Raw genomic sequence first — 18,689 nt, 5'->3', positions numbered from 1 at the left:
CGGTTCGGTTGTCGTGTACCGGACGGTCGCCTCGCCGTACCTCCATCGATGCGCGTCCGGGGAACGAGCTGGGACGCGGAGGAGGCCGTCATGGTGTCGATGCAGGACATCGCCAAAGAGGTCAAGGCGACCGCCGAGATCATCGACACGGTGTCCCGTATCCTGGCGGACGCGTCACGCTCGGCGGTGATCGAGGTGAACAACGCGACGAGCCGTACGCTCAGCCGATTACGCGGTACCCACGCGCACGGCGCCTTCGCGAAGCTGCCCGCCGACTCCATCGGCCCCTTCCAGTCCGACGCCTTCGGCTCCAGAAGCAGCGAAGGGGGCATCGCGACGGGGACGACCGGGCTGGTCGTCTACGGCCTCGACGACGAGGGAACGGCGCTCAAGATCTCGTGGGTGGTCCCCTTCATCGGTGGCAACGAGGCCAGAGCCGAGGTGACGGGGCCGAACGCCTCCTTCTACGTGTGCCGGGGCGAGATCCTCGGCGGCAACAAGAAGGTGGCCGCTCGCTTCGCGATAGGAGAGAACGCGGCCCTCGGCCCGCGTGTCCCGGACTGGCGCGCCTGCGGAGAGTGCAAGGCGCTGTTCTTCGGGCTCGACGCCGGCCGCTGTCCGGGCAACGTGGCGCGGGGGCGGCGTCCCGCGATCGTTGTGGGCGAGGACGGGCGGCTGCTGAACGAGCCCGGGTACGGCGCCCACCAGGCCGCGGGGCTCGTCCTCTGCCTGCCGTTCGGGGTCCCCGGGCCGAACCGCGAGTCCGGATGGCGCAAGTGCGTCCGGTGCAAGGCGCTCTTCTACGACGGGTACGAGGACAGGAAGGGTGTCTGCCCGAAGTGGTCGGCGCCCCGGCCCGGTCACGTGGCGGAGGCCGGTGGGCACGACTTCTTCCTGCCGTTCGACATGCCGCTCAGGCCGCGGCAGCAGAACGACTGGCGCTTCTGCGACCGGTGCTTCGTGCTGTTCTACTGGCCGCACAACGCGGACGGCGACTGCGCGGCAGGGGGGAGACACCACCCGCACCCCTTCAACTACGTGCTCGACCATCTGTGAGCGTCCATCCCGGGTGAGGCCGTCACACGCCGTGCCAGGTGCTCCGTCAGGGCCGGACGACCTCGCGGAAGGCCCGCGATCCCGTGATCCGGCTCCGGGCCGGGCGCCGGCCCCGCTCCGGGAGTCTCCACCCGGCGGGGCCGGCGCCCGGCCCGGGGACGACGCGGACCGGGGCCGGCGGCCGGGTCAGGGGGCGATCGGCAGGTGAAGCTCGCCGGGCTGGACGAACGGGAGCTTCTTCTCCATCGCCCGCTCCAGGCGCTGCACGCACTCGTTCTGCGCGGCGACGGTGCCCGCGCCCGTGCGGCAGTCGGTGTAGGCGGCCAGCTCGTCGCGGAAGTAGAACTGCGTGGCCGCCAGCGCCAGCGCCAGCAGCAGCGCCAGGGCCGACACGACCACTCCGGTCACGCCGGTGCCCGTGGGCCTGGTCTCCGAACGGAGGGTCCGGACCGCGCGGATCGAGACCACGAGGGCGATGGCCGACATGACGATTCCCGCGAGGGGGAGCAGAATCGTCAGGATCACCGCGGCGACGGCGAGCCAGAGTGCCCGCCGTCCCGCCCCCTCCGTCGGACGTGCCTTGACCGGTGTCGTCACCTGACCTCCTTGCATAGCGGCTGCGGACAGGCAGATACCCTTGCAGCGGCGTGAATCCCCGTCCGAATGGAGTGTGTCGGTGTCATCCCAGGCCGTTCGGCTTGTGGTTCTCGTGTCCGGTTCTGGAACCAACCTACAGGCCCTTCTGGACGCCGCGGCCGATCCGGCGTACGGCGCCGAGGTCGTCGCCGTGGGCGCCGACCGCGACGGGATCGAGGGGCTGGCCCGCGCGGAGCGGGCGGGCGTCCCGACCTTCGTCGAGAGACTGGCCGATCACCCCGCGCGCGACGACTGGGACCGCGCCCTCGCCGGCCGGATCGCCGGCCACCGTCCCGATCTCGTGGTCTGCGCGGGGTTCATGAAGATCCTCGGCACGCCGACGCTCTCGGCCTTCCCCGTGCTCAACACCCACCCCGCCCTGCTGCCGGCCTTCCCGGGCGCGCACGGCGTCCGCGACGCCCTGGCGTACGGCGTGCGGGTCACCGGCTGCACCGTGATGCTCGCCGACGCCGGCGTCGACACCGGGCCGATCATCGCCCAGGAGGCCGTGCCCGTGCTGGACGACGACGACGAGGCGGCCCTGCACGAGCGCATCAAGACCGTCGAGCGCGGCCTGCTCGTCGGCGTCGTCGGCCGGATGGCCCGCGAGGGCTGGACCGTCACCGGCAGGAACTTTCGCTTCGGACGTGCCGGCCGGTGAGCCGGGCGCGCCGGAAGAGGACGACCCGGCACATGAGCCGGGCGCCCCGGACAAGACCGGAATCGATCAGGAGGACCAGGAAGTGAGCCGCATCGCCATCCGGCGCGCGTTGATCGCCGTTTATGACAAGAGCGGGCTGGAGGAGCTGGCTCGGGGGCTGGACGCCGCGGGGGTGGAGATCGTCTCCACCGGCGGCACCGCCACCAGGATCGCCTCGTTCGGTGTTCCCGTCACCCCGGTCGAGACGCTGACCGGCTTCCCCGAGTGCCTCGACGGCCGCGTCAAGACCCTCCACCCGCGCGTGCACGCGGGCCTGCTGGCCGACGGCGGCAACCCGGCCCACGTCAAGCAGCTGGAGGAGCTGGAGATCGAGCCGTTCCAGCTGGTGGTGGTCAACCTCTACCCGTTCCAGGAGACGGTCGCCTCCGGCGCGTCCGACGCCGAGTGCGTGGAGCAGATCGACATCGGCGGCCCCGCGATGATCCGCGCCGCGGCCAAGAACCACGGCACCGTCGCCGTCGTGGTCGATCCGGGCGCCTACGGCGACGTGCTCGCCGCGGTGGCCGAGGGGGGCTTCACCGTGACCGAGCGCCGCCGGCTCGCCGCGGCCGCCTACGCCCACACCGCCGCCTACGACACCGCGGTCGCCTCCTGGTTCTCCGACGTGTACGCGGCGGAGGAGGGCGCCTGGCCGCGCTACATGGGCGCCGCCTGGAGGCTCAGGACGCCGCTGCGCTACGGCGAGAACCCGCACCAGGGCGCGGCGCTGTACTCCGGCGGGCGGGACGGCCTGGCCAACGCCGAGCAGCTGCACGGCAAGGAGATGTCCTACAACAACTACCTCGACGCCGACGCCGCGTGGCGGGCGGCCTGGGACTTCGCCGAGCCCGCCGTGGCGATCATCAAGCACCAGAACCCCTGCGGCATCGCGGTCGGCGCCGACGTCGCCGAGGCGCACCGCAAGGCCCACGCCTGCGACCCGGTCTCCGCCTACGGCGGCGTGATCGCGGTCAACGGCGAGGTCACCGAGGAGCTGGCCGGGCAGATCGCCGAGGTGTTCACCGAGGTCGTGGTCGCGCCGTCGTTCAGCGCCGGGGCGCTGGAGACGCTCACCCGCAAGAAGAACATCCGGCTGCTCGCCTGCCCGGAGGGGCCGGGCAACCGTACGGAGTTCCGCCGGATCGACGGCGGCCTGCTGGTGCAGACCGCCGACCGGGTGGACGCCCCCGGCGACGACCCCGCCGCCTGGGAGCTGAAGGCCGGCCCCGCGGCCTCCCCGGAGGTCCTCGCCGACCTGGCCTTCGCCTGGAAGGCGTGCCGATCGGTGAAGTCCAACGCGATCCTGCTCGCCGCGGACGGCGCCAGCGTCGGCGTTGGCATGGGCCAGGTCAACCGGGTGGACTCGGCGCAGCTCGCCGTGACCCGGGCCGGCGACCGGGCCCGCGGCTCGGTGGCGGCCTCCGACGCGTTCTTCCCGTTCGCGGACGGCCCCGCGGTGCTCATCGAGGCCGGGGTGCGGGCCATCGTGGAGCCCGGCGGGTCGATCAGGGACGACGAGGTGATCGCCGCGGCCCAGGCCGCCGGGGTCACCCTCTACTTCACCGGGACCCGTCACTTCTTCCACTGACGTCTCCGCCCGCCGCGCCGTACGGCCCCGTGTTCCGCCCGCGGGCCGTACGGCGCGTCGGGGCGGCGTCCGGACGCCGCCCCTACGGTGCTCGTGCGATGCTCACGCGGTGCCCGTGCGGTGTCCGTGCGCGGGCGTCGCGGTTGGGGCGGCCGCGCACCGGAGACAAGGAAGTGGCCAAGAAGACAGAAACTTCTGGTCAAAACAGGTTTAGGGCGCGGCTAATGTGAAGCGATTCGTGTCGCCTGCGCGTGGAGATCGCTCATGTCGCTGCTTGCCGTCATCCTGAACGCTTTTGTGATCATGAGCGGACTCTGGCAGAGCCCCTGGCTCCTGCTGATCGTCGCCGCCGGTGCCGCGTACCTGGGCGCGAAGATCGTGGAGGTCATCCCCTTCACCCGCCGGATCATCGAGCGCCGGGAGCGGGCGGCCGACGACCTCACCTGAGGCGGGAGCGGGCCGCGGGCCGCCTCGTGGAAGGATGGGGCCCATGAGCGCGCGGACTATGGACGGCAAGGCCACGGCGGCGAAGATCAAGGCGGACCTCGCGCGGCGGGTGGCCGCGCTGCGGGAGCGGGGCGTCGTCCCCGGTCTCGGCACGGTCCTCGTCGGCGACGACCCGGGCAGCCAGATCTACGTCGCGGGCAAGCACCGCGACTGCGCCGAGGTCGGCATCGCCTCCATCCGCAGGGACCTGCCGGCGACCGCCACGCAGGCCGAGGTCGAGGCCGTCGTCGACGAGCTCAACGCCTCCCCGGAGTGCACCGGCTACATCGTCCAGCTTCCGCTGCCGCGCCACCTCGACACCATGGCGCTGATCGAGCGGATGGACCCGGCCAAGGACGCCGACGGCCTGCACCCGATCAACCTCGGCCGCCTGGTCCACACGGTGGACGCGCCGCTGCCGTGCACCCCGCACGGCATCGTCCTGCTCCTGCAGGAGTACGGCGTGCCGACCAAGGGCGCCGAGGTGGTGGTGGTCGGCCGCGGCATCACCGTGGGCCGCTCACTCGGCCTGCTGCTGACCCGCCGGACGGAGAACGCCACCGTCACCCTCTGCCACACCGGCACCCAGGACCTGGCGGCCCACACCCGGCGCGCCGACATCGTCGTCGCCGCGGCGGGCGTGCCGCACCTGATCACCGCCGACATGGTCAAGCCCGGCGCCGCCGTGCTCGACGTCGGCGTCTCCCGCGTCGAGGGGAAGATCGCCGGTGACGTCGCCCCCGGCGTCGCCGACGTCGCGGGCTTCCTCACCCCCAACCCCGGCGGGGTGGGGCCGATGACCCGGGCCCTGCTGCTCAGCAACGTGGTCGAGGCGGCCGAGAAGCAGGCCGCCGCGGGCTGAGCCGGGCTCAGGACGCGCGGCGCCCGCCGGGGGTGCCCGCGGCCTGCGACTCCGCCGCGCCGCCCGAACGCTGGGGCGGCACCACGGGGGTCGGCCTGACCAGCCCCAGGGCGACGACCTCGTTGGCCAGCCTGGTGCGCCGGTTGGTCCCCTCCGGGATGCGGAACTTCTGGTAGAGGCGCAGGAGGTGCTGCTTGACCGCCGCCTCCGTCACCACCAGGTCGTCGGCGATCTCCCGCGCGGTGGCCGGCGCGACGAACGCCTCGTCGGAGAGCGCCGGACGGCACAGCGACGTCAGCACGTCGACCTCCCGCCTGGTCAGCTCCGGGGCCGCGGCCCTGCGGAGCTCGACCTCCGGGACGAAGTCCTCGCGCGGGACCCCGCCGATCCGGCCGCGCGCGGCGCCGAAGGAGACGACGTCGCCGTCGTCGAGGACCCTCCGGGCGATCGGCCTGCCGTTCACCCGCGTGCCGTTGCGGGACAGGCCCAGGTCAACGACGTACAGGTAGGGTCCGCGCCGGACGAATTCCGCGTGCAGCCGGGACACGCTCGGATCGGTGAGCCGGATGTCTACTCCCCGGCCACGTCCGATGGTCGTGATCTCGGGGCGCAACGGGACCACCTCGCCTGTGTCCTCGATGCGTATGAACGGCCCCTCCACGGCAGTTCCTCCCCAGGTAGCCCGCCGTAACTATTCCTACAGCCTCGGCTTACCCAGACGAGGTGATGGGGAATCTCCTTTGCCAGAAGGAGAATCGGCTTTGGAATTCGTCTTGCCCTCCTGAGAGGGTTTCCCCTGCTCACAGGTAGACTCCGTACAAGATAAGCGGAGGAAACACTTATGGCGGACAAGCCCACCAAAGGCCTCGCCGATGTCGTGGCCGCCTCCACGGCGATCAGTGACATCGACGGTCAGGCCGGTCGCCTCTTCTACCGTGGCTACGACATCCACGACCTGGCCGGCCGCACCACCTTCGAAGAGACCGCCCATCTGCTGCAGTACGGCAGGCTCCCGAACGCCGGGGAGCTCGCGGCCTACGGTGCGGAGCTCGCCGGGAGCCGGAGCCTGGGCGAACTCGCCGAGTCGTGCCTCCCGCGGGTCGCCGGGCGCCAGTCGCCAATGGAGGCGCTGCGCACGCTGGTCTCGCTGGCCGGCGGCGACGACCCCGACAAGGACTCCAACGCCCCCGAGGCCAACCTGCGCAAGGCGGCCCGGCTGACCGCGCAGCAGCCGGTGCTGGTGGCCCGCTACCACGCCGAAAGGACGGGCGCCGACCTCCCCGAGCCCGACCCCGAGCTGGGGATCGCGGCCAACTTCCTGCTGCAGATCACCGGCCGCGTCCCCGACCGGCGCGCGGTGGAGATCTTCGACACCTGCCTGGTGCTGCACGCCGACCACACGATGAACGCCTCGACGTTCGCCGCCCGCGTCTGCGCCGCGACCCTGTCGGACATGCACTCCGCCATCGTGGCGGCCATCGGCACCCTCAAGGGCCCGCTGCACGGCGGCGCCAACGAGCAGGTCATGCGCACCCTCCAGGCCGTCGACCCGTCCGGGGTCGCGCGGGCCGTACGGGAGAGGCTCGCCGCGGGCGAGAAGATCATGGGCTTCGGGCACCGGGTCTACAAGACCGAGGACCCCCGCGCCACGCACCTGCGCCGGATGTCGCGGGAGCTGGCGGAGGCGTCCGGCGACGACACCCTCCACCGCATGTCGAAGGAGATGGAGGAGGTCGTCTTCGAGACGAAGGGCCTCTATCCCAACGTCGATTTCTACGCCGCCACCGTCTACCACTACCTTGGCATACCGACCGACCTGTTCACCCCGGTCTTCTCGGTCAGCCGCATGTCGGGATGGACGGCGCACGTCATCGAGCAGCACTCCGACAACCGTCTCATCCGCCCCGACAGCGAGTACGTCGGCGAGCGCGACCAGAAGTGGAAGCCGATAGGCGAGCGATGAGCCGGACGCACGTGACGACGAACGAACCGGCCGCCCCCGGACAGGGCGGCGGCCACGGGGGCGAGCGATGAGCCGAAGCAGACCGCGGCAGGAGCGGTGGGGGGCCTACCCGATCGTCCTGCTGGGCGCAGTCCTGGCCGTGGCGTCCACGGCCGTGGTCGGCGACCCCCGATGGGGCGGGTTCGCCCTCGGCGTGATCATGGTGCTGGCCGCCCTCGTCCGGCTCTCGGGTGGCGGCGGCCTCCTGGCCGTGCGCCGCAGGGCGACCGACACCCTCACCCTCGCCGTCTTCGGCGTCGCCCTGATGGGCGGCGCCGTGGCGCTCGCCTGGACGGAGCTCACCTCGCGATGAGCGCGGAAGCGGCGGTGCCCGAGCGATGGGCGGAACGCGGGGCGTTCCCGCCCGTCCGATAGCCTCAACGGCCAGTGAGCCTCAAAAGGACTTCTGGCCCGTGATCAGTTCAGAAGGGGAACCACACGCATGCCCAAGATCAAGGTAGAGGGTCCGGTCGTCGAGCTTGACGGCGACGAGATGACCCGGATCATCTGGCAGTTCATCAAGGACCAGCTGATCCTTCCCTACCTCGACGTCGACCTGAAGTACTACGACCTCGGGATCGAGCACCGCGACGCCACCGACGACCAGGTGACGATCGACGCGGCGAACGCGATCAAGCAGTACGGCGTCGGCGTCAAGTGCGCCACCATCACGCCGGACGAGGCCCGGGTCGAGGAGTTCGGCCTGAAGAAGATGTGGAAGTCCCCGAACGGGACCATCCGCAACATCCTCGGCGGAGTCATCTTCCGCGAGCCCATCATCATGTCCAACGTGCCGAGGCTCGTCCCCGGCTGGACCAAGCCGATCGTCGTCGGCCGTCACGCGTTCGGCGACCAGTACCGCGCCACCGACCTGAAGGTCCCGGGCGAGGGCACGCTGACCCTCACCTTCACGCCGAAGGACGGCTCGGAGCCGATCGAGCTGGACGTGTACGACTTCCCCGGCCCCGGCGTCGCGATGGCGATGTACAACCTGGACGAGTCGATCCGCGACTTCGCCCGCGCCTCCATGCGGTACGGCCTGTCCCGCAACTACCCGGTCTACCTGTCGACGAAGAACACCATCATGAAGGCCTACGACGGCCGCTTCAAGGACATCTTCGCCGAGGTCTTCGAGACCGAGTTCAAGGCCGACTTCGAGGCCGCCGGCCTGACCTACGAGCACCGCCTGATCGACGACATGGTCGCGTCGGCGCTCAAGTGGGAGGGCGGCTACGTCTGGGCCTGCAAGAACTACGACGGCGACGTCCAGTCCGACACCGTCGCGCAGGGCTTCGGCTCGCTGGGCCTGATGACGTCGGTGCTGATGACCCCCGACGGCCGTACCGTCGAGGCCGAGGCGGCCCACGGCACCGTGACCCGCCACTACCGCCAGCACCAGCAGGGCAAGCCCACCTCCACGAACCCGATCGCCTCGATCTTCGCGTGGACCCGGGGTCTGGCCCACCGCGGCAAGCTCGACAACACCCCCGCGGTCATCGAGTTCGCCGAGAAGCTGGAGCAGGTCTGCATCGAGACCGTCGAGGGCGGCCAGATGACCAAGGACCTCGCCCTCCTCGTCGGCGGCGACGCCCAGTGGCTGACCACCCAGGACTTCCTGGCGGCCCTGGACGAGAACCTCAAGAAGAAGATGGCCGTTTAAGGACGCGTCGGGATCCGTCAGGGTCCGTCGGGATCCGTCCAGCGCCCTTCCCGGATGCGGAGGGGCGCGGAACCACGGAGAGGGCCGCCCCCCGCGGGGCGGCCCTTCTGCGTCCCCGGCCCGGAGTCCCGTCCCGGGCCTTCCGGAGTTCCGGACCCGAACCCCCGGCGGTTCCGGTCCCCGTGGCCTTCCAGAGCCCCGGTCGGCTCCCGGACGGCGGATGCCCGGAAAGGGCGCCCGGGGAACGCCCAGGAGGCCGTCAGGAGGCCGTCAGGGCGCCGAACACGATGGGTTCCCCGTCGGGGAGGCCCTCCACCGGCCGGGTCCGGCCGGTGACGGCGTCCACCCGGTAGAAGGCCGTCCGGCCGCCGTCCTTCTCCTTCAGCCTGACGACGACCTCCCGGGTGCCCAGCCAGCCGACGACCTCGGGCTCGGCCGGCCGCTTCGCGGCGGGCAGCGGCAGACGCCTGACCACCTGCCGCGACCCGGCGTCGATGATGTGCAGGTCCCCGGCGCCCGCCCGCTCCCCGGCGGCCTTCACCGCCGCCGAGTGCCGGCCGTTGGGGGAGTCGCACCAGACGCGGTAGTTCTGCCGGAGCCACCCGGCCGCCTGGACGGTGGCCGCCCGCCGCCCGTCCGGCAGGGACGTGGACCTCCCGGTCGCGAAGTCGGTCCGCAGCCGCCGCCCGCCCAGCTCCACGATGAACCGGCGGCCGTCCGCCGAGACGCTCACCCGGGTGCCCGCCGCGACGTCGGAGGGCGCCAGCACCGGGGACAGGTACCGCTTGACCCCGGTCCGCAGGTCGTGGGCGACGTACCTGCGCTCGGCGGCGCTGAGATAGGCCACGCGGTGGCCGTCCGGGCTGACGGCCGGCTCCACCCGCAGGCCCTTCTCGCCGCCGCCCGCCAGCTCCTGCGCCGCGTCCCCGACGCGCAGCGTGGACTCGCAGTGGCCGGGCCGCCCGCACGTGGCGGACGCGAGTTCCGAGCGGCCCGCGTCGGACAGCTCCAGCGTCCAGCCGGCGCAGGTGACATCACCCGCGCCGCCCGCCGGCACGGCGCCGCCCGGGCACTTCGCGGGGACGGCGTAGCGGATCGCGAGGGGGGTGCGCGGCGGCTTCCACGGCTCCGGCGCGGGCGTGGGGGCCGCCCGCATGGTGCGCGGGGTGGGCGTGGCCGCCGCGCTCTCCCCGGCCTTCGGGGCGGAGTGCCCGCGCAGCGACGAGGTCCACGCCATCCCCGGCGGCAGCAGGACGAAGGCGGCGATCATGCCGATCGGCACCAGGACCGCGGCCATCGCCAGGAGGGTGCCCCGGCTGCGGCGGCGCCGCAGGGCGCGCAGGGCCCGCGTGGTGAGGTCGGGCACCGACGCCTCGCCCGCCTGCGTGGCCAGCCGCTTGGTGAGACGCGCCACGTCACCCTTGGTCAGGGTGTCCACCGCGTCGTCGAGCTCCTTCTCCACGGTCTCCACGGGCAGGCCGAGGAGGTCCGCCATCTCGGCGCGGGACCGGCCGTCGTGCAGGCAGGCGACGACCAGGACGCGCTGCCGGGGCGGGAGCCGTACCAGGGCGGTGTTGCCCGCCGCGCTCGGCTTGCGGAGGAACCGGCGGTACAGGGTGACCTGGGCGTGCGTGGTGGGGTTCTCCCATGGCGTGGGCGGCCAGGTGAGGCCCACGGTGTGGAAGGACCACAGGGTCAGGCGGATGGCCTGGTCGTGACTGCCGGTCAGGAGAAGTGCCGTGCCGACCAGGGAACGCTGGTCACGCTCGACGAAGTCACGATAACCGATATATCGGCGCATGGGGTTTTCTGCTCCGGCCTTGCCTGAGGGGACGGTCAACGGTAGCGATCTAAGCGGTTTCCGCGCCATCTCGGGGCGATATGGCGATCAACGGACGAGTGGTCATGCCCACACCCCCGTCCGGGGCCCGCCCGGGGAAGGGGCGACGGGCCATGACGGCGTGGCCGTCCGTCTCCCGGTCCCGGGGTCCGCGCGGGGAAGGGACGGCGGGGTCCGCGCCGGGAAGGGCGGGGAATCCTGGGTCACTTCGGGGGAGGCCCGGGACACCGTAAAGTTCAGCTGGTCGGGCATTCACGAAATCATGGGGACGGCATGCCGGAGATCGCGCCACTGGAGGCCTGGGAGCCTCGACGGCTCGGTCGGTTCCGTGTCGTCGGCCGCGTCGGCGAGGGCGGCCAGGGGATCGTCTACCTCGGCGAGAGCGAGTCGGGGGAGCGGGCGGCGATCAAGCTCCTGCACGTGAAGTTCTCCGGCGACGCGATCGCGCGGTCCCGGTTCGCCCGGGAGGCGCGCGCCGCGCGGCGGGTCTCCTCGTTCTGCACGGCCGCCGTGATCGAGGTCGACGTCGAGGGCGACACCCCCTACATCGCGAGCGAGTACATCGAGGGCAGGTCGCTGAGGGAGACCGTGGAGAGCGACGGCCCGCTGCGCGGCACCGCGCTGCAGCGGCTGGCGGTCGGCACGGCCACCGCGCTCACCGCGATCCACCACGCGTCGATCGTGCACCGCGACTTCAAGCCGGACAACGTGCTGCTGGCCGCCGACGGGCCGCGCGTGGTCGACTTCGGCATCGCCCGCATCCTCGACTCCACCGGCACGATCACCAGCCGCGCCATCGGCACCCCGGCCTACATGGCGCCCGAGCAGATCTCCGGCGACGACGTCGGCCCGCACAGCGACGTCTTCTCCTGGGGGGCGACGATCGCGTTCGCCGCGACCGGCGAGACGGCCTTCGCCGGGAAGTCGCTCGCCATGGTGCTCAACCGCATCCTGAACCACGAGGTGGACGTCACCGCCATGCCGGAGCCGCTGCGCGGGGTGGTCCGCTCGGCGCTGGCCAAGGCTCCGTCCGAGCGGCCCTCGGCCGACCAGATCCTGCTGCGCCTGCTCGGCCGCCCGGAGTCAGGGAACGTCTCCCCGGCCCTGCTCAGCAGCGGCGTGCGGGCCGCCGACCCGGTCTCCGGCCCCCTCCCGGCCACGGGGACCGGCCCGTCCCCCGCCACGGGTGCGGACGGCGGCCCGGCGTCCGGCTCGCCCGAGGGCGCGGCCCCCGGTCCGGGTACGGCGGGCGGCCCGGCCCCCGGTTCCGGTCCCATCCCGGCGTACGGCCCGGCCTCCGAGCCGGGCGCGGTGCCCGGGCCGGGTACGGGGCCGGTGTCAGGGCCGGGTACGGCCTCCGGAGCGGGTACGGCGCCGGGGCCGACGACGGCCTCCGGGCCGGGAACGGCTCCCGGGTCGGACGCCGGCTCCGGCGCCGACGAGTCCACCAGGCCCATGCGGCTGCCCACCCCGGGTGTCACGCCCGTGCCGCCCGCCGCGCCCCGGGGAGCCGCGCCCCGCGGAGCCACGCCCATGCCGCCCGCCGCGCCGCAGGGCCGGCGGGCCACCGTCCCGTCCGGCTCCGCCACGGGCCCGCCTCCCATGCCCGGCCCCGGTCCCGCCGTCGTTCCCGCTCCCGGTTCGGACTCCGGAGCCGGAGCCGGAGCCGGAGCCGGTGTCGGTGTCGGTGTCGGCGTCGGAGTCCCGGTTCCGGGCTCCGGCGGGTCCGGGCGGCCGTCCGGGCGGCGCCGGGCCGTCATCGCCGTCCTCGCCCTGGTCGTCCTGCTGGGCGGGGGCGCGGTCGCCGCCACCGCCGCCGGCTGGCGTCCCTGGGCCGCCTTCCGGACCGGGCCCGTACCCTCGTCGTCCCCGTCGCCGACGAAGTTCGCCTCGGTGGCCGACAAGGCGGCCCGGACCCGCAGGCTCTCCGTGGGGCTGCGCGACTACCTGCCGGGCATCGCGCTGAACAGCGGCGGCGGGTGGAGCGGTTTCGAGGTGGACCTCGCCGTCGAGATCGCCAGGGCGCTGGGGGTGCCCCGGGGGAACATCGAGTTCCGGGCCACGAGCCGGCAGGAGCGGCCGGCCCTGCTGGCCTCCGGCGACCTCGACCTCGTCATCTCGACCTATCCGATCACTCCGGGCGACGACGTCACGTTCGCCGGGCCCTACTACGTCGCCCACACGGACGTGCTGGTCAAGGACTCCTCCCCGGTCACCTCCGCGGCCGGCCTGGAGGGCGGGCGGCTGTGCGGTCCCGACGGCGCCGCGGCCGAGCGGGTGCGCAAGGAGGCGGGCCGGCTCACGGTCGTCCCCGCCCAGAACTACACCGAGTGCGTGAACATGCTCGCCACCGGAAAGGTCGACGGGATCGCGGGCGACGACCTGGTGCTGGCCGGGTTCGCCGCCCGGGAGAGCGTCCGCTACCGGGTGCTCGGCCTGCGGCTCACCGACGAGCGCTACGCCGTGGCCATGCGCAGGGGCGACGTGCGCACCTGCGAGGCCGTACGGGGAGTGGTGGCCGACCTGTACGGCAACGGCGCGATCGGCAAGCTGCTCGACCGGCACCTCTCACGGGTGAGGTTCCCCACCCGGGAGCGCCGCATCCCCGCCATGGCCGCCTGCCGCTGATCCCCGCTCGTCACTCCCCGCCGGGCGGGTCCCCGGCGGCGCGTTCGATCTCCGCCGCGGTCTCCTCGGCCCAGTCGCGCACCACCCGGGTCTGGCGGATGCCCAGCTCCAGGGCGTGCTCCCCGAAACCGGGCCGTTTCCACGACGCCTTCGCCGCCTTGAGCGCCTCCAGTTCGGCCAGCCGGGCGGTGTAGACCTCCGCCTCGGCGCGGAGCCGCGCGGCGGCCTCGTGCGGCTCCAGCGTGGGCAGCAGGAACGCCCGCAGCGCGCCCTCGCTGCGGATCGACCGCGACGGAGTCCCCTCCAGGAGCCATTCGCGCAGCTCCCGGCGGCCCTCGGCGGCGATCGTGTAGGTCTTGCGGCCCCGGGGGCCCTCCTCCTCCACCGTGACGAGCCCGTCGGCCGCCATCTTGTTCAGCTCCGGATAGATCTGGCTGTGCCGGGCCTGCCAGGCGTGGTTGATCGAGCTCTCGAACCGCTTCGCCAGGTCGTAGCCGCTCGAAGGGCCGGAGGTGGTCAGCAGGCCGAGGAGGGCGATCCGGAGTGACATGCCCTCATCGTACTTAAGAATTGACATGTAAAAACTGACACGTCACCATCGACGTGTGGCTTCTGACATATCCTCGCCCCCGTCCCAGGCCCCCTCTCCTTCTTCGGATCCCTCGGCCCCCGCCGCGACGGCCCCTCCGGCCTCCTCCGCCCCGGACCGCTCCGGGAACGGCCTGTTGCTGGTCGCCGTGCTCGGCGGCATGTTCCTCGCGATGCTGGACCAGACGATCGTCGGCACCGCGCTGCCCCGGATCGTCCAGGACCTCGGCGGCGGCGACCTGTACACCTGGGTCGTCACGGCCTACCTGCTGACCGCCACGATCACCGTCCCGCTGTACGGCGGGCTCTCCGACACCTACGGCCGCAAGCCGCTGCTGCTGACCGGCATCGGGCTGTTCCTGCTCGGCTCCGTCCTGTGCGGCCTCGCCCAGGACATGGGCCAGCTCATCGCCTTCCGGGGGCTGCAGGGACTCGGCGCCGGGGCGCTGCTCCCGCTCTCCCTGGCCCTGGTCGCCGACCTGTTCCCGCCGGAGAAGAGCGGCCGGGTGCAGGGCGCGCTGGGCGGGGTCATGGCGCTGAGCTACGTCGCCGGGCCGTTCCTCGGCGGGCTGTTCACCGACCACACCGGCTGGCGCTGGGCCTTCCTGGTCAACCTCCCCGTCGGCCTGGGCGTCGCCGCGATCATCGTCGCCAGGCTGCCCCGGGTCGCCGGGCAGGGGCGCGGCGTCCGCCCGGACTACCTGGGCATCGCGGTGTTCAGCGCGGCGATCGGCGCGCTGCTGGTCGGCCTCACCGAGAAGGGCGCGGACGGCCACACCTGGACCAGCGGGCCCGTGCTGTGGCCGATCGTCGCGTCCGCCCTGCTCCTGGTCGTGTTCGTCCTCGTCGAGCGCCGCGCGGCGCAGCCGATCGTCCCCCTGGCGCTGTTCCGGGTGCGGACCTACACGCTGGCCAACGCCGCCTCGTTCGCCACCGCGTTCTGCCTCTACGCCGCCGTCGTGTTCCTGCCTCGGTACTTCCAGGAGGCCCTGGGGATCAGCGCCACCGAGTCGGGCGTGCGGGTCTACCCGCTCATGCTCGGCATGGTCGCCGGCAGCGTGGTCACCGGCGCCCTGATGACGAGGACCCGCCGGTACAAGCCGTGGCTGCTGGCGGGCGCCGTCCTGATCGCCCTGGGCGCCCTGCTCTGCGGCGGGCTGACGCCCGCCACCTCCGCCCTGACGCTGGCCTGCTGGATGGGCCTGCTGGGCCTGGGCATGGGGCCCATGCTGTCGGGCCTGACCGTGGCGGTCCAGATGTCGGTCCCGCCGCGTTTCATCGGCACCGCCACCGCGAACCTGACCTTCTTCCGGCAGATCGGCGGCGCCGTCGCGCTGGCCCTGGCCGGAACCCTCTACACCGCCGTGTTCGCCGCGGAGGCGCCGATCCGCGGGATGGCCGCCGCGCACGCAGCGGCCACCGCGAGCGTGATCCCCTGGCTGGCCGCCGGCGGGTCGGTCGTGGTGCTCGCCGCGCTGGCCGCGCTGCCCGGGGGGCGTATCCGGATGGGCGCCTCAGGGCCGGGAACACTCGACGGGTAACATCCGAGCGTCACAGTTCATCCTCGAGTGGGGGAAGGTCATGGCCCAGACTCCCGTAAAGGTCACCGTCACCGGCGCCGCCGGTCAGATCGGCTACGCGCTGCTGTTCCGCATCGCGTCGGGCCAGCTGCTGGGCGCCGACGTCCCGGTCACGCTGAGCCTGCTGGAGGTCCCGCAGGCGGTCAAGGCGGCCGAGGGCACCGCGATGGAGCTCGACGACTGCGCGTTCCCGCTGCTGCGCGGCATCGAGATCGCCGACGACCCGAACGTCGCGTTCGACGGCGCCAACGTCGCGCTGCTGGTCGGCGCCATGCCGCGCAAGGCGGGCATGGAGCGGGGTGACCTGCTGGAGGCCAACGGCGGCATCTTCGGCCCGCAGGGCAAGGCCATCAACGACCACGCCGCCGACGACATCCGCGTGCTGGTGGTGGGCAACCCCGCCAACACCAACGCGCTCATCGCCCAGCAGCACGCCCCGGACGTCCCGGCCGAGCGCTTCACCGCGATGACCCGCCTCGACCACAACCGCGCGCTGTCGCAGCTCGCCGCCAAGCTCGGGGTCCCGGTCACCGAGATCAAGAAGATGACCATCTGGGGCAACCACTCCGCCACCCAGTACCCCGACCTCTTCCACACCGAGATCGGTGGCAAGATCGCCGCCGAGCAGGTGGACGAGTCGTGGCTGCGTGACACGTTCATCCCGACCGTCGCCAAGCGCGGCGCGGCGATCATCGACGCCCGGGGCGCCTCCTCCGCCGCGTCGGCCGCCAACGCCGCGATCGACCACGTCCACGACTGGGTCAACGGCACCGAGTGGACCTCCGCCGCGATCGTCTCCGACGGCTCGTACGGCGTGCCCGAGGGCCTCATCTCCTCCTTCCCCGTCGCCTCGCGCGGCGGCCGGTGGGAGATCATCCAGGGCCTGGAGATCGACGCCTTCTCCCGCGAGCGCATCGACGCCTCGGTGCGCGAGCTGGAGGAGGAGCGCGACGCCGTCCGCAAGCTCGGCCTCATCTGAGCCGCGCGACCACCTCGCCGGGCCGTGCCCGGCGAAGCCCGTGAAAGGGGCCCCGGCCGTCCGGGGCCCCTTTCGCTTTTCCCGTGATCGCGACGGTACGGCGGTTCCGTGCCGGACCAGGCCCGTGACGTGCCGAAATCCGTCCCGGCGGCGTGTCATTCCCGCGGGAAGGCGGCACACCGGCGTTAAATGATCATTGATGCTCGGGGGATCGGTGGTCATGGCGCGTGGTACGGCGGGGGTCGTCGCGGGATTCATCAGTCTTGCCCTGCTGGGGGCGTGGGGAATGACGCCGTCGTTGTCCCGCCAGGAGAAGAAGACGATCGGGGCGGACATGTCCGTCCGGCTGGTGTCGTCGCCCAAGCCGGCGCAGCCCGGCCAGATCCTGGTCTACCGGGCCGAGGTGCGCAACAACGGCCCCGAGGACGCGGTGCTGCCCCTGCTGACCGTGCGCCTGCCCCGGGGGGTGGACGTCCTGCGCGTCGACGTGGCCGAGTGCCGGCCCGGGGCCACCGCCCGGGAGGTGGTCTGCCCCTCCCAGCGCGACGTCCTGGCCGGCGAGACCGGCGGCGTGACCGTCAGCGGCCTGGTCCGCCCGGGCGCCGGCGGCCCGCTGACGGCCACCGCGACGCTCTCCTCCGAGGTCGTGGACGCCAACGAGGCCGACAACGTCGCCAGGGCGGTCACCCCGGTGGACGAGGGCGCCGACCTCGCGGTGCGGCTGTCGGGCGAGCGGCGGGCCGGGCGGCGGGTCACCATGGGCGCGGTGGTCCGCAACCGGGGGCCCCGGACGGTCCGCGACGCCACGGTCTTCTTCGACACCGGCGCGGCCCGCCTGCTGTCGGTGCGGGGCGCGCGCTGCCACCCCTCCGAGGGGCACGTCGGCTGCCGGCTGGGCGCGGTCGGCTCGGGTGAGCGGGTGGGCCTGCGGCTCGCCCTGCGCGCCGCGGGGCGGGCGCCGCGGGCCAGGGCGACGGTCTACTCCCCGCACGTGGGCGACCGCCGTCCCGGCAACAACATCGCCCGCATCGACCTTCGCTGAGGCCCATGCCGGGGTCGTCAGCGGGGCAGGGCGGCCCAGGCGTCGGCGACGATCTCGGGAAGGGTCGTGCGCTCCGGCTTCCACCCCAGCTCGCGCTGGATCTTCGCGGAGGAGGCGACCAGCACCGCGGGGTCCCCGGGCCGGCGCTCGCGGACGACCGCCGGGATCGCGTGGCCGGTGACGTCGCGGCAGACCTCGATGACCTCCCGCACCGAGAAGCCGGCGCCGCTGCCCAGGTTGTAGACCTTGTGCTCGCCCGGCGCGCAGGCGTCCAGCGCCAGCAGGTGCGCCCGCGCGAGGTCGGCCACGTGGATGTAGTCGCGCACGCATGTCCCGTCGGCGGTGGGGTAGTCCGTGCCGAACACGTCGACCGACTCGCGCCCGCCGAGCGCGACGGCGAGAACGTTAGGGATCAGGTGGGTCTCCACGGTGTGCCGCTCGCGATAGGAGCGACCGTCGCGGGCGGTGTGGGCGCCGCCCACGTTGAAGTAGCGCAGGCTGACCGCGGCCAGGCCGTACACCCCGGCGAAGGCGGTCAGCGCGGTGTCCACCGCGAGCTTGGAGGCACCGTAGGGGTTCGTGGGCCGGGTCGGGTCGCTCTCCTCGATCGGGGAGCGCTCGGGCTCGCCGTACACGGCGGCGGTGGAGGAGAAGACGATCCGGCCGACCCCGGCGGCGCGCATCGCGTCCAGCAGGGCCAGGGTGCCGCCGAGGTTGTGGTTCCAGTAGAGGGCGGGCTCGCGCACCGACTCGCCCACCAGGGACCTGGCCGCGAAGTGCAGCACGCCGTCCATGCCCGCCAGCGCGTCCGCCGCGTCGGTGATCGAGCCCTCGACGAAGCGCGCGCCCGCCGGCACCGCGTCGGCGTGCCCGGTGGAGAGGTCGTCGAGAACGGTGACCTGGTGGCCCGCCTCGACGAGCTGGGCCGCCACGACGCTTCCGATGTATCCGGCCCCCCCGGTGACCAGCAGCTTCACAGACCCTCCTGTTTGGTGGTGTTTGTAATTGTTTATTTATGTACGCCTGGTGCCAGCATATGCTG

17 protein-coding genes are annotated in these 18,689 nt (G+C 72.9%); 12 read left to right on the top strand and 5 right to left on the bottom strand.

What is annotated here, in order from left to right; all coding sequences use genetic code 11:
- Positions 1-90: 90 nt before the first annotated feature.
- Entirely contained in the window at positions 91-1,056 is a 966-nt protein-coding gene (locus IEZ10_RS12800; RefSeq protein ID WP_189246717.1) for a hypothetical protein, read from the top strand.
- Positions 1,057-1,242: 186 nt separating this feature from the next.
- On the opposite strand, the gene IEZ10_RS12795 is transcribed toward IEZ10_RS12800, so the two are convergent.
- Positions 1,243-1,653: a hypothetical protein gene (locus IEZ10_RS12795; protein ID WP_189246716.1), complete on the bottom strand. Its 411-nt coding sequence runs from the start codon at positions 1,651-1,653 to the stop codon at positions 1,243-1,245.
- Positions 1,654-1,765: 112 nt separating this feature from the next.
- Here IEZ10_RS12795 and purN point away from each other — a divergent pair, with 112 nt between their 5' ends.
- From purN to IEZ10_RS12775, 4 genes are all read left to right on the top strand, one after another.
- Entirely contained in the window at positions 1,766-2,353 is a 588-nt protein-coding gene (gene purN / locus IEZ10_RS12790) for a phosphoribosylglycinamide formyltransferase (protein ID WP_229811214.1), read from the top strand.
- A gap of 82 nt (positions 2,354-2,435) precedes the next feature.
- Complete coding sequence (gene purH, locus IEZ10_RS12785) at positions 2,436-3,980, top strand: bifunctional phosphoribosylaminoimidazolecarboxamide formyltransferase/IMP cyclohydrolase (RefSeq protein ID WP_189246714.1); 1,545 nt, start codon at positions 2,436-2,438, stop codon at positions 3,978-3,980.
- Positions 3,981-4,244: 264 nt separating this feature from the next.
- Complete coding sequence (locus IEZ10_RS12780) at positions 4,245-4,427, top strand: hypothetical protein (protein ID WP_179819563.1); 183 nt, start codon at positions 4,245-4,247, stop codon at positions 4,425-4,427.
- A gap of 43 nt (positions 4,428-4,470) precedes the next feature.
- The gene (locus IEZ10_RS12775) at positions 4,471-5,328 is read left to right on the top strand and encodes a bifunctional methylenetetrahydrofolate dehydrogenase/methenyltetrahydrofolate cyclohydrolase (RefSeq protein WP_189246713.1); all 858 of its coding nucleotides are present in this window, start codon (positions 4,471-4,473) and stop codon (positions 5,326-5,328) included.
- Between the two features lie 7 nt (positions 5,329-5,335).
- Here the strand turns inward: IEZ10_RS12775 and IEZ10_RS12770 are convergent, their stop codons facing one another.
- Positions 5,336-5,989: an FHA domain-containing protein gene (locus tag IEZ10_RS12770; RefSeq protein ID WP_189246712.1), complete on the bottom strand. Its 654-nt coding sequence runs from the start codon at positions 5,987-5,989 to the stop codon at positions 5,336-5,338.
- A gap of 180 nt (positions 5,990-6,169) precedes the next feature.
- On the opposite strand from IEZ10_RS12770, the gene IEZ10_RS12765 reads away from it, so the two are divergent.
- The 3 genes from IEZ10_RS12765 to IEZ10_RS12755 all read left to right on the top strand — a co-directional run bounded on the left by IEZ10_RS12765 (position 6,170) and on the right by IEZ10_RS12755 (position 8,990).
- Positions 6,170-7,291, top strand: a complete 1,122-nt coding sequence (locus IEZ10_RS12765) for a citrate/2-methylcitrate synthase (RefSeq protein ID WP_189246711.1) — start codon at positions 6,170-6,172, stop codon at positions 7,289-7,291.
- A gap of 67 nt (positions 7,292-7,358) precedes the next feature.
- Positions 7,359-7,643, top strand: a complete 285-nt coding sequence (locus tag IEZ10_RS12760; protein ID WP_189246710.1) for a DUF3017 domain-containing protein — start codon at positions 7,359-7,361, stop codon at positions 7,641-7,643.
- Positions 7,644-7,772: 129 nt separating this feature from the next.
- On the top strand, positions 7,773-8,990 hold the full coding sequence (locus IEZ10_RS12755; protein ID WP_189246709.1) for an NADP-dependent isocitrate dehydrogenase: 1,218 nt from the start codon (positions 7,773-7,775) through the stop codon (positions 8,988-8,990).
- 259 nt (positions 8,991-9,249) lie between these two features.
- On the opposite strand, the gene IEZ10_RS12750 is transcribed toward IEZ10_RS12755, so the two are convergent.
- Entirely contained in the window at positions 9,250-10,791 is a 1,542-nt protein-coding gene (locus IEZ10_RS12750; protein WP_189246708.1) for a sigma factor-like helix-turn-helix DNA-binding protein, read from the bottom strand.
- A 312-nt stretch (positions 10,792-11,103) separates the two neighbouring features.
- Between IEZ10_RS12750 and IEZ10_RS12745 the strand changes: the two genes are divergently transcribed.
- The gene (locus tag IEZ10_RS12745) at positions 11,104-13,458 is read left to right on the top strand and encodes a serine/threonine-protein kinase (RefSeq protein WP_189246707.1); all 2,355 of its coding nucleotides are present in this window, start codon (positions 11,104-11,106) and stop codon (positions 13,456-13,458) included.
- A gap of 10 nt (positions 13,459-13,468) precedes the next feature.
- Here IEZ10_RS12745 and IEZ10_RS12740 read toward each other — a convergent pair whose 3' ends face one another.
- A complete protein-coding gene (locus IEZ10_RS12740; protein ID WP_189246706.1) occupies positions 13,469-14,008 on the bottom strand; it encodes a PadR family transcriptional regulator in 540 nt (179 codons plus the stop codon).
- A gap of 55 nt (positions 14,009-14,063) precedes the next feature.
- Here IEZ10_RS12740 and IEZ10_RS12735 point away from each other — a divergent pair, with 55 nt between their 5' ends.
- The 3 genes from IEZ10_RS12735 to IEZ10_RS12725 all read left to right on the top strand — a co-directional run bounded on the left by IEZ10_RS12735 (position 14,064) and on the right by IEZ10_RS12725 (position 17,647).
- Positions 14,064-15,587 carry an MDR family MFS transporter gene (locus tag IEZ10_RS12735; RefSeq protein ID WP_229811213.1) on the top strand — a complete coding sequence of 508 codons (1,524 nt, stop codon included), beginning with the start codon at positions 14,064-14,066 and terminating at the stop codon, positions 15,585-15,587.
- A 40-nt stretch (positions 15,588-15,627) separates the two neighbouring features.
- A complete protein-coding gene (locus tag IEZ10_RS12730; RefSeq protein ID WP_189246705.1) occupies positions 15,628-16,605 on the top strand; it encodes a malate dehydrogenase in 978 nt (325 codons plus the stop codon).
- A gap of 199 nt (positions 16,606-16,804) precedes the next feature.
- The gene (locus tag IEZ10_RS12725; RefSeq protein ID WP_189246704.1) at positions 16,805-17,647 is read left to right on the top strand and encodes a DUF11 domain-containing protein; all 843 of its coding nucleotides are present in this window, start codon (positions 16,805-16,807) and stop codon (positions 17,645-17,647) included.
- Between the two features lie 17 nt (positions 17,648-17,664).
- On the opposite strand, the gene galE is transcribed toward IEZ10_RS12725, so the two are convergent.
- On the bottom strand, positions 17,665-18,624 hold the full coding sequence (gene galE, locus IEZ10_RS12720) for a UDP-glucose 4-epimerase GalE (protein ID WP_189246703.1): 960 nt from the start codon (positions 18,622-18,624) through the stop codon (positions 17,665-17,667).
- Between the last annotated feature and the right edge of the window lie 65 nt (positions 18,625-18,689).

The organism is Streptosporangium pseudovulgare, assembly GCF_014648055.1.
Taxonomy (GTDB): domain Bacteria; phylum Actinomycetota; class Actinomycetes; order Streptosporangiales; family Streptosporangiaceae; genus Streptosporangium; species Streptosporangium pseudovulgare.
This window is presented reverse-complemented; position numbering and strand designations above follow the sequence as displayed.

What these genes read in the sequence shown, in the direction of transcription:
- IEZ10_RS12745 (WP_189246707.1), top strand. Translation starts at nt 11,104, where the DNA reads ATGCCGGAGATCGCGCCACTGGAGGCCTGGGAGCCTCGACGGCTCGGT.
- IEZ10_RS12780 (WP_179819563.1), top strand. Translation starts at nt 4,245, where the DNA reads ATGTCGCTGCTTGCCGTCATCCTGAACGCTTTTGTGATCATGAGCGGA.
- IEZ10_RS12740 (WP_189246706.1), bottom strand. Translation starts at nt 14,008, where the DNA reads ATGTCACTCCGGATCGCCCTCCTCGGCCTGCTGACCACCTCCGGCCCT.
- IEZ10_RS12760 (WP_189246710.1), top strand. Translation starts at nt 7,359, where the DNA reads ATGAGCCGAAGCAGACCGCGGCAGGAGCGGTGGGGGGCCTACCCGATC.
- IEZ10_RS12730 (WP_189246705.1), top strand. Translation starts at nt 15,628, where the DNA reads ATGGCCCAGACTCCCGTAAAGGTCACCGTCACCGGCGCCGCCGGTCAG.
- IEZ10_RS12750 (WP_189246708.1), bottom strand. Translation starts at nt 10,791, where the DNA reads ATGCGCCGATATATCGGTTATCGTGACTTCGTCGAGCGTGACCAGCGT.
- IEZ10_RS12755 (WP_189246709.1), top strand. Translation starts at nt 7,773, where the DNA reads ATGCCCAAGATCAAGGTAGAGGGTCCGGTCGTCGAGCTTGACGGCGAC.
- IEZ10_RS12800 (WP_189246717.1), top strand. Translation starts at nt 91, where the DNA reads ATGGTGTCGATGCAGGACATCGCCAAAGAGGTCAAGGCGACCGCCGAG.
- IEZ10_RS12725 (WP_189246704.1), top strand. Translation starts at nt 16,805, where the DNA reads ATGCTCGGGGGATCGGTGGTCATGGCGCGTGGTACGGCGGGGGTCGTC.
- IEZ10_RS12775 (WP_189246713.1), top strand. Translation starts at nt 4,471, where the DNA reads ATGAGCGCGCGGACTATGGACGGCAAGGCCACGGCGGCGAAGATCAAG.
- IEZ10_RS12765 (WP_189246711.1), top strand. Translation starts at nt 6,170, where the DNA reads ATGGCGGACAAGCCCACCAAAGGCCTCGCCGATGTCGTGGCCGCCTCC.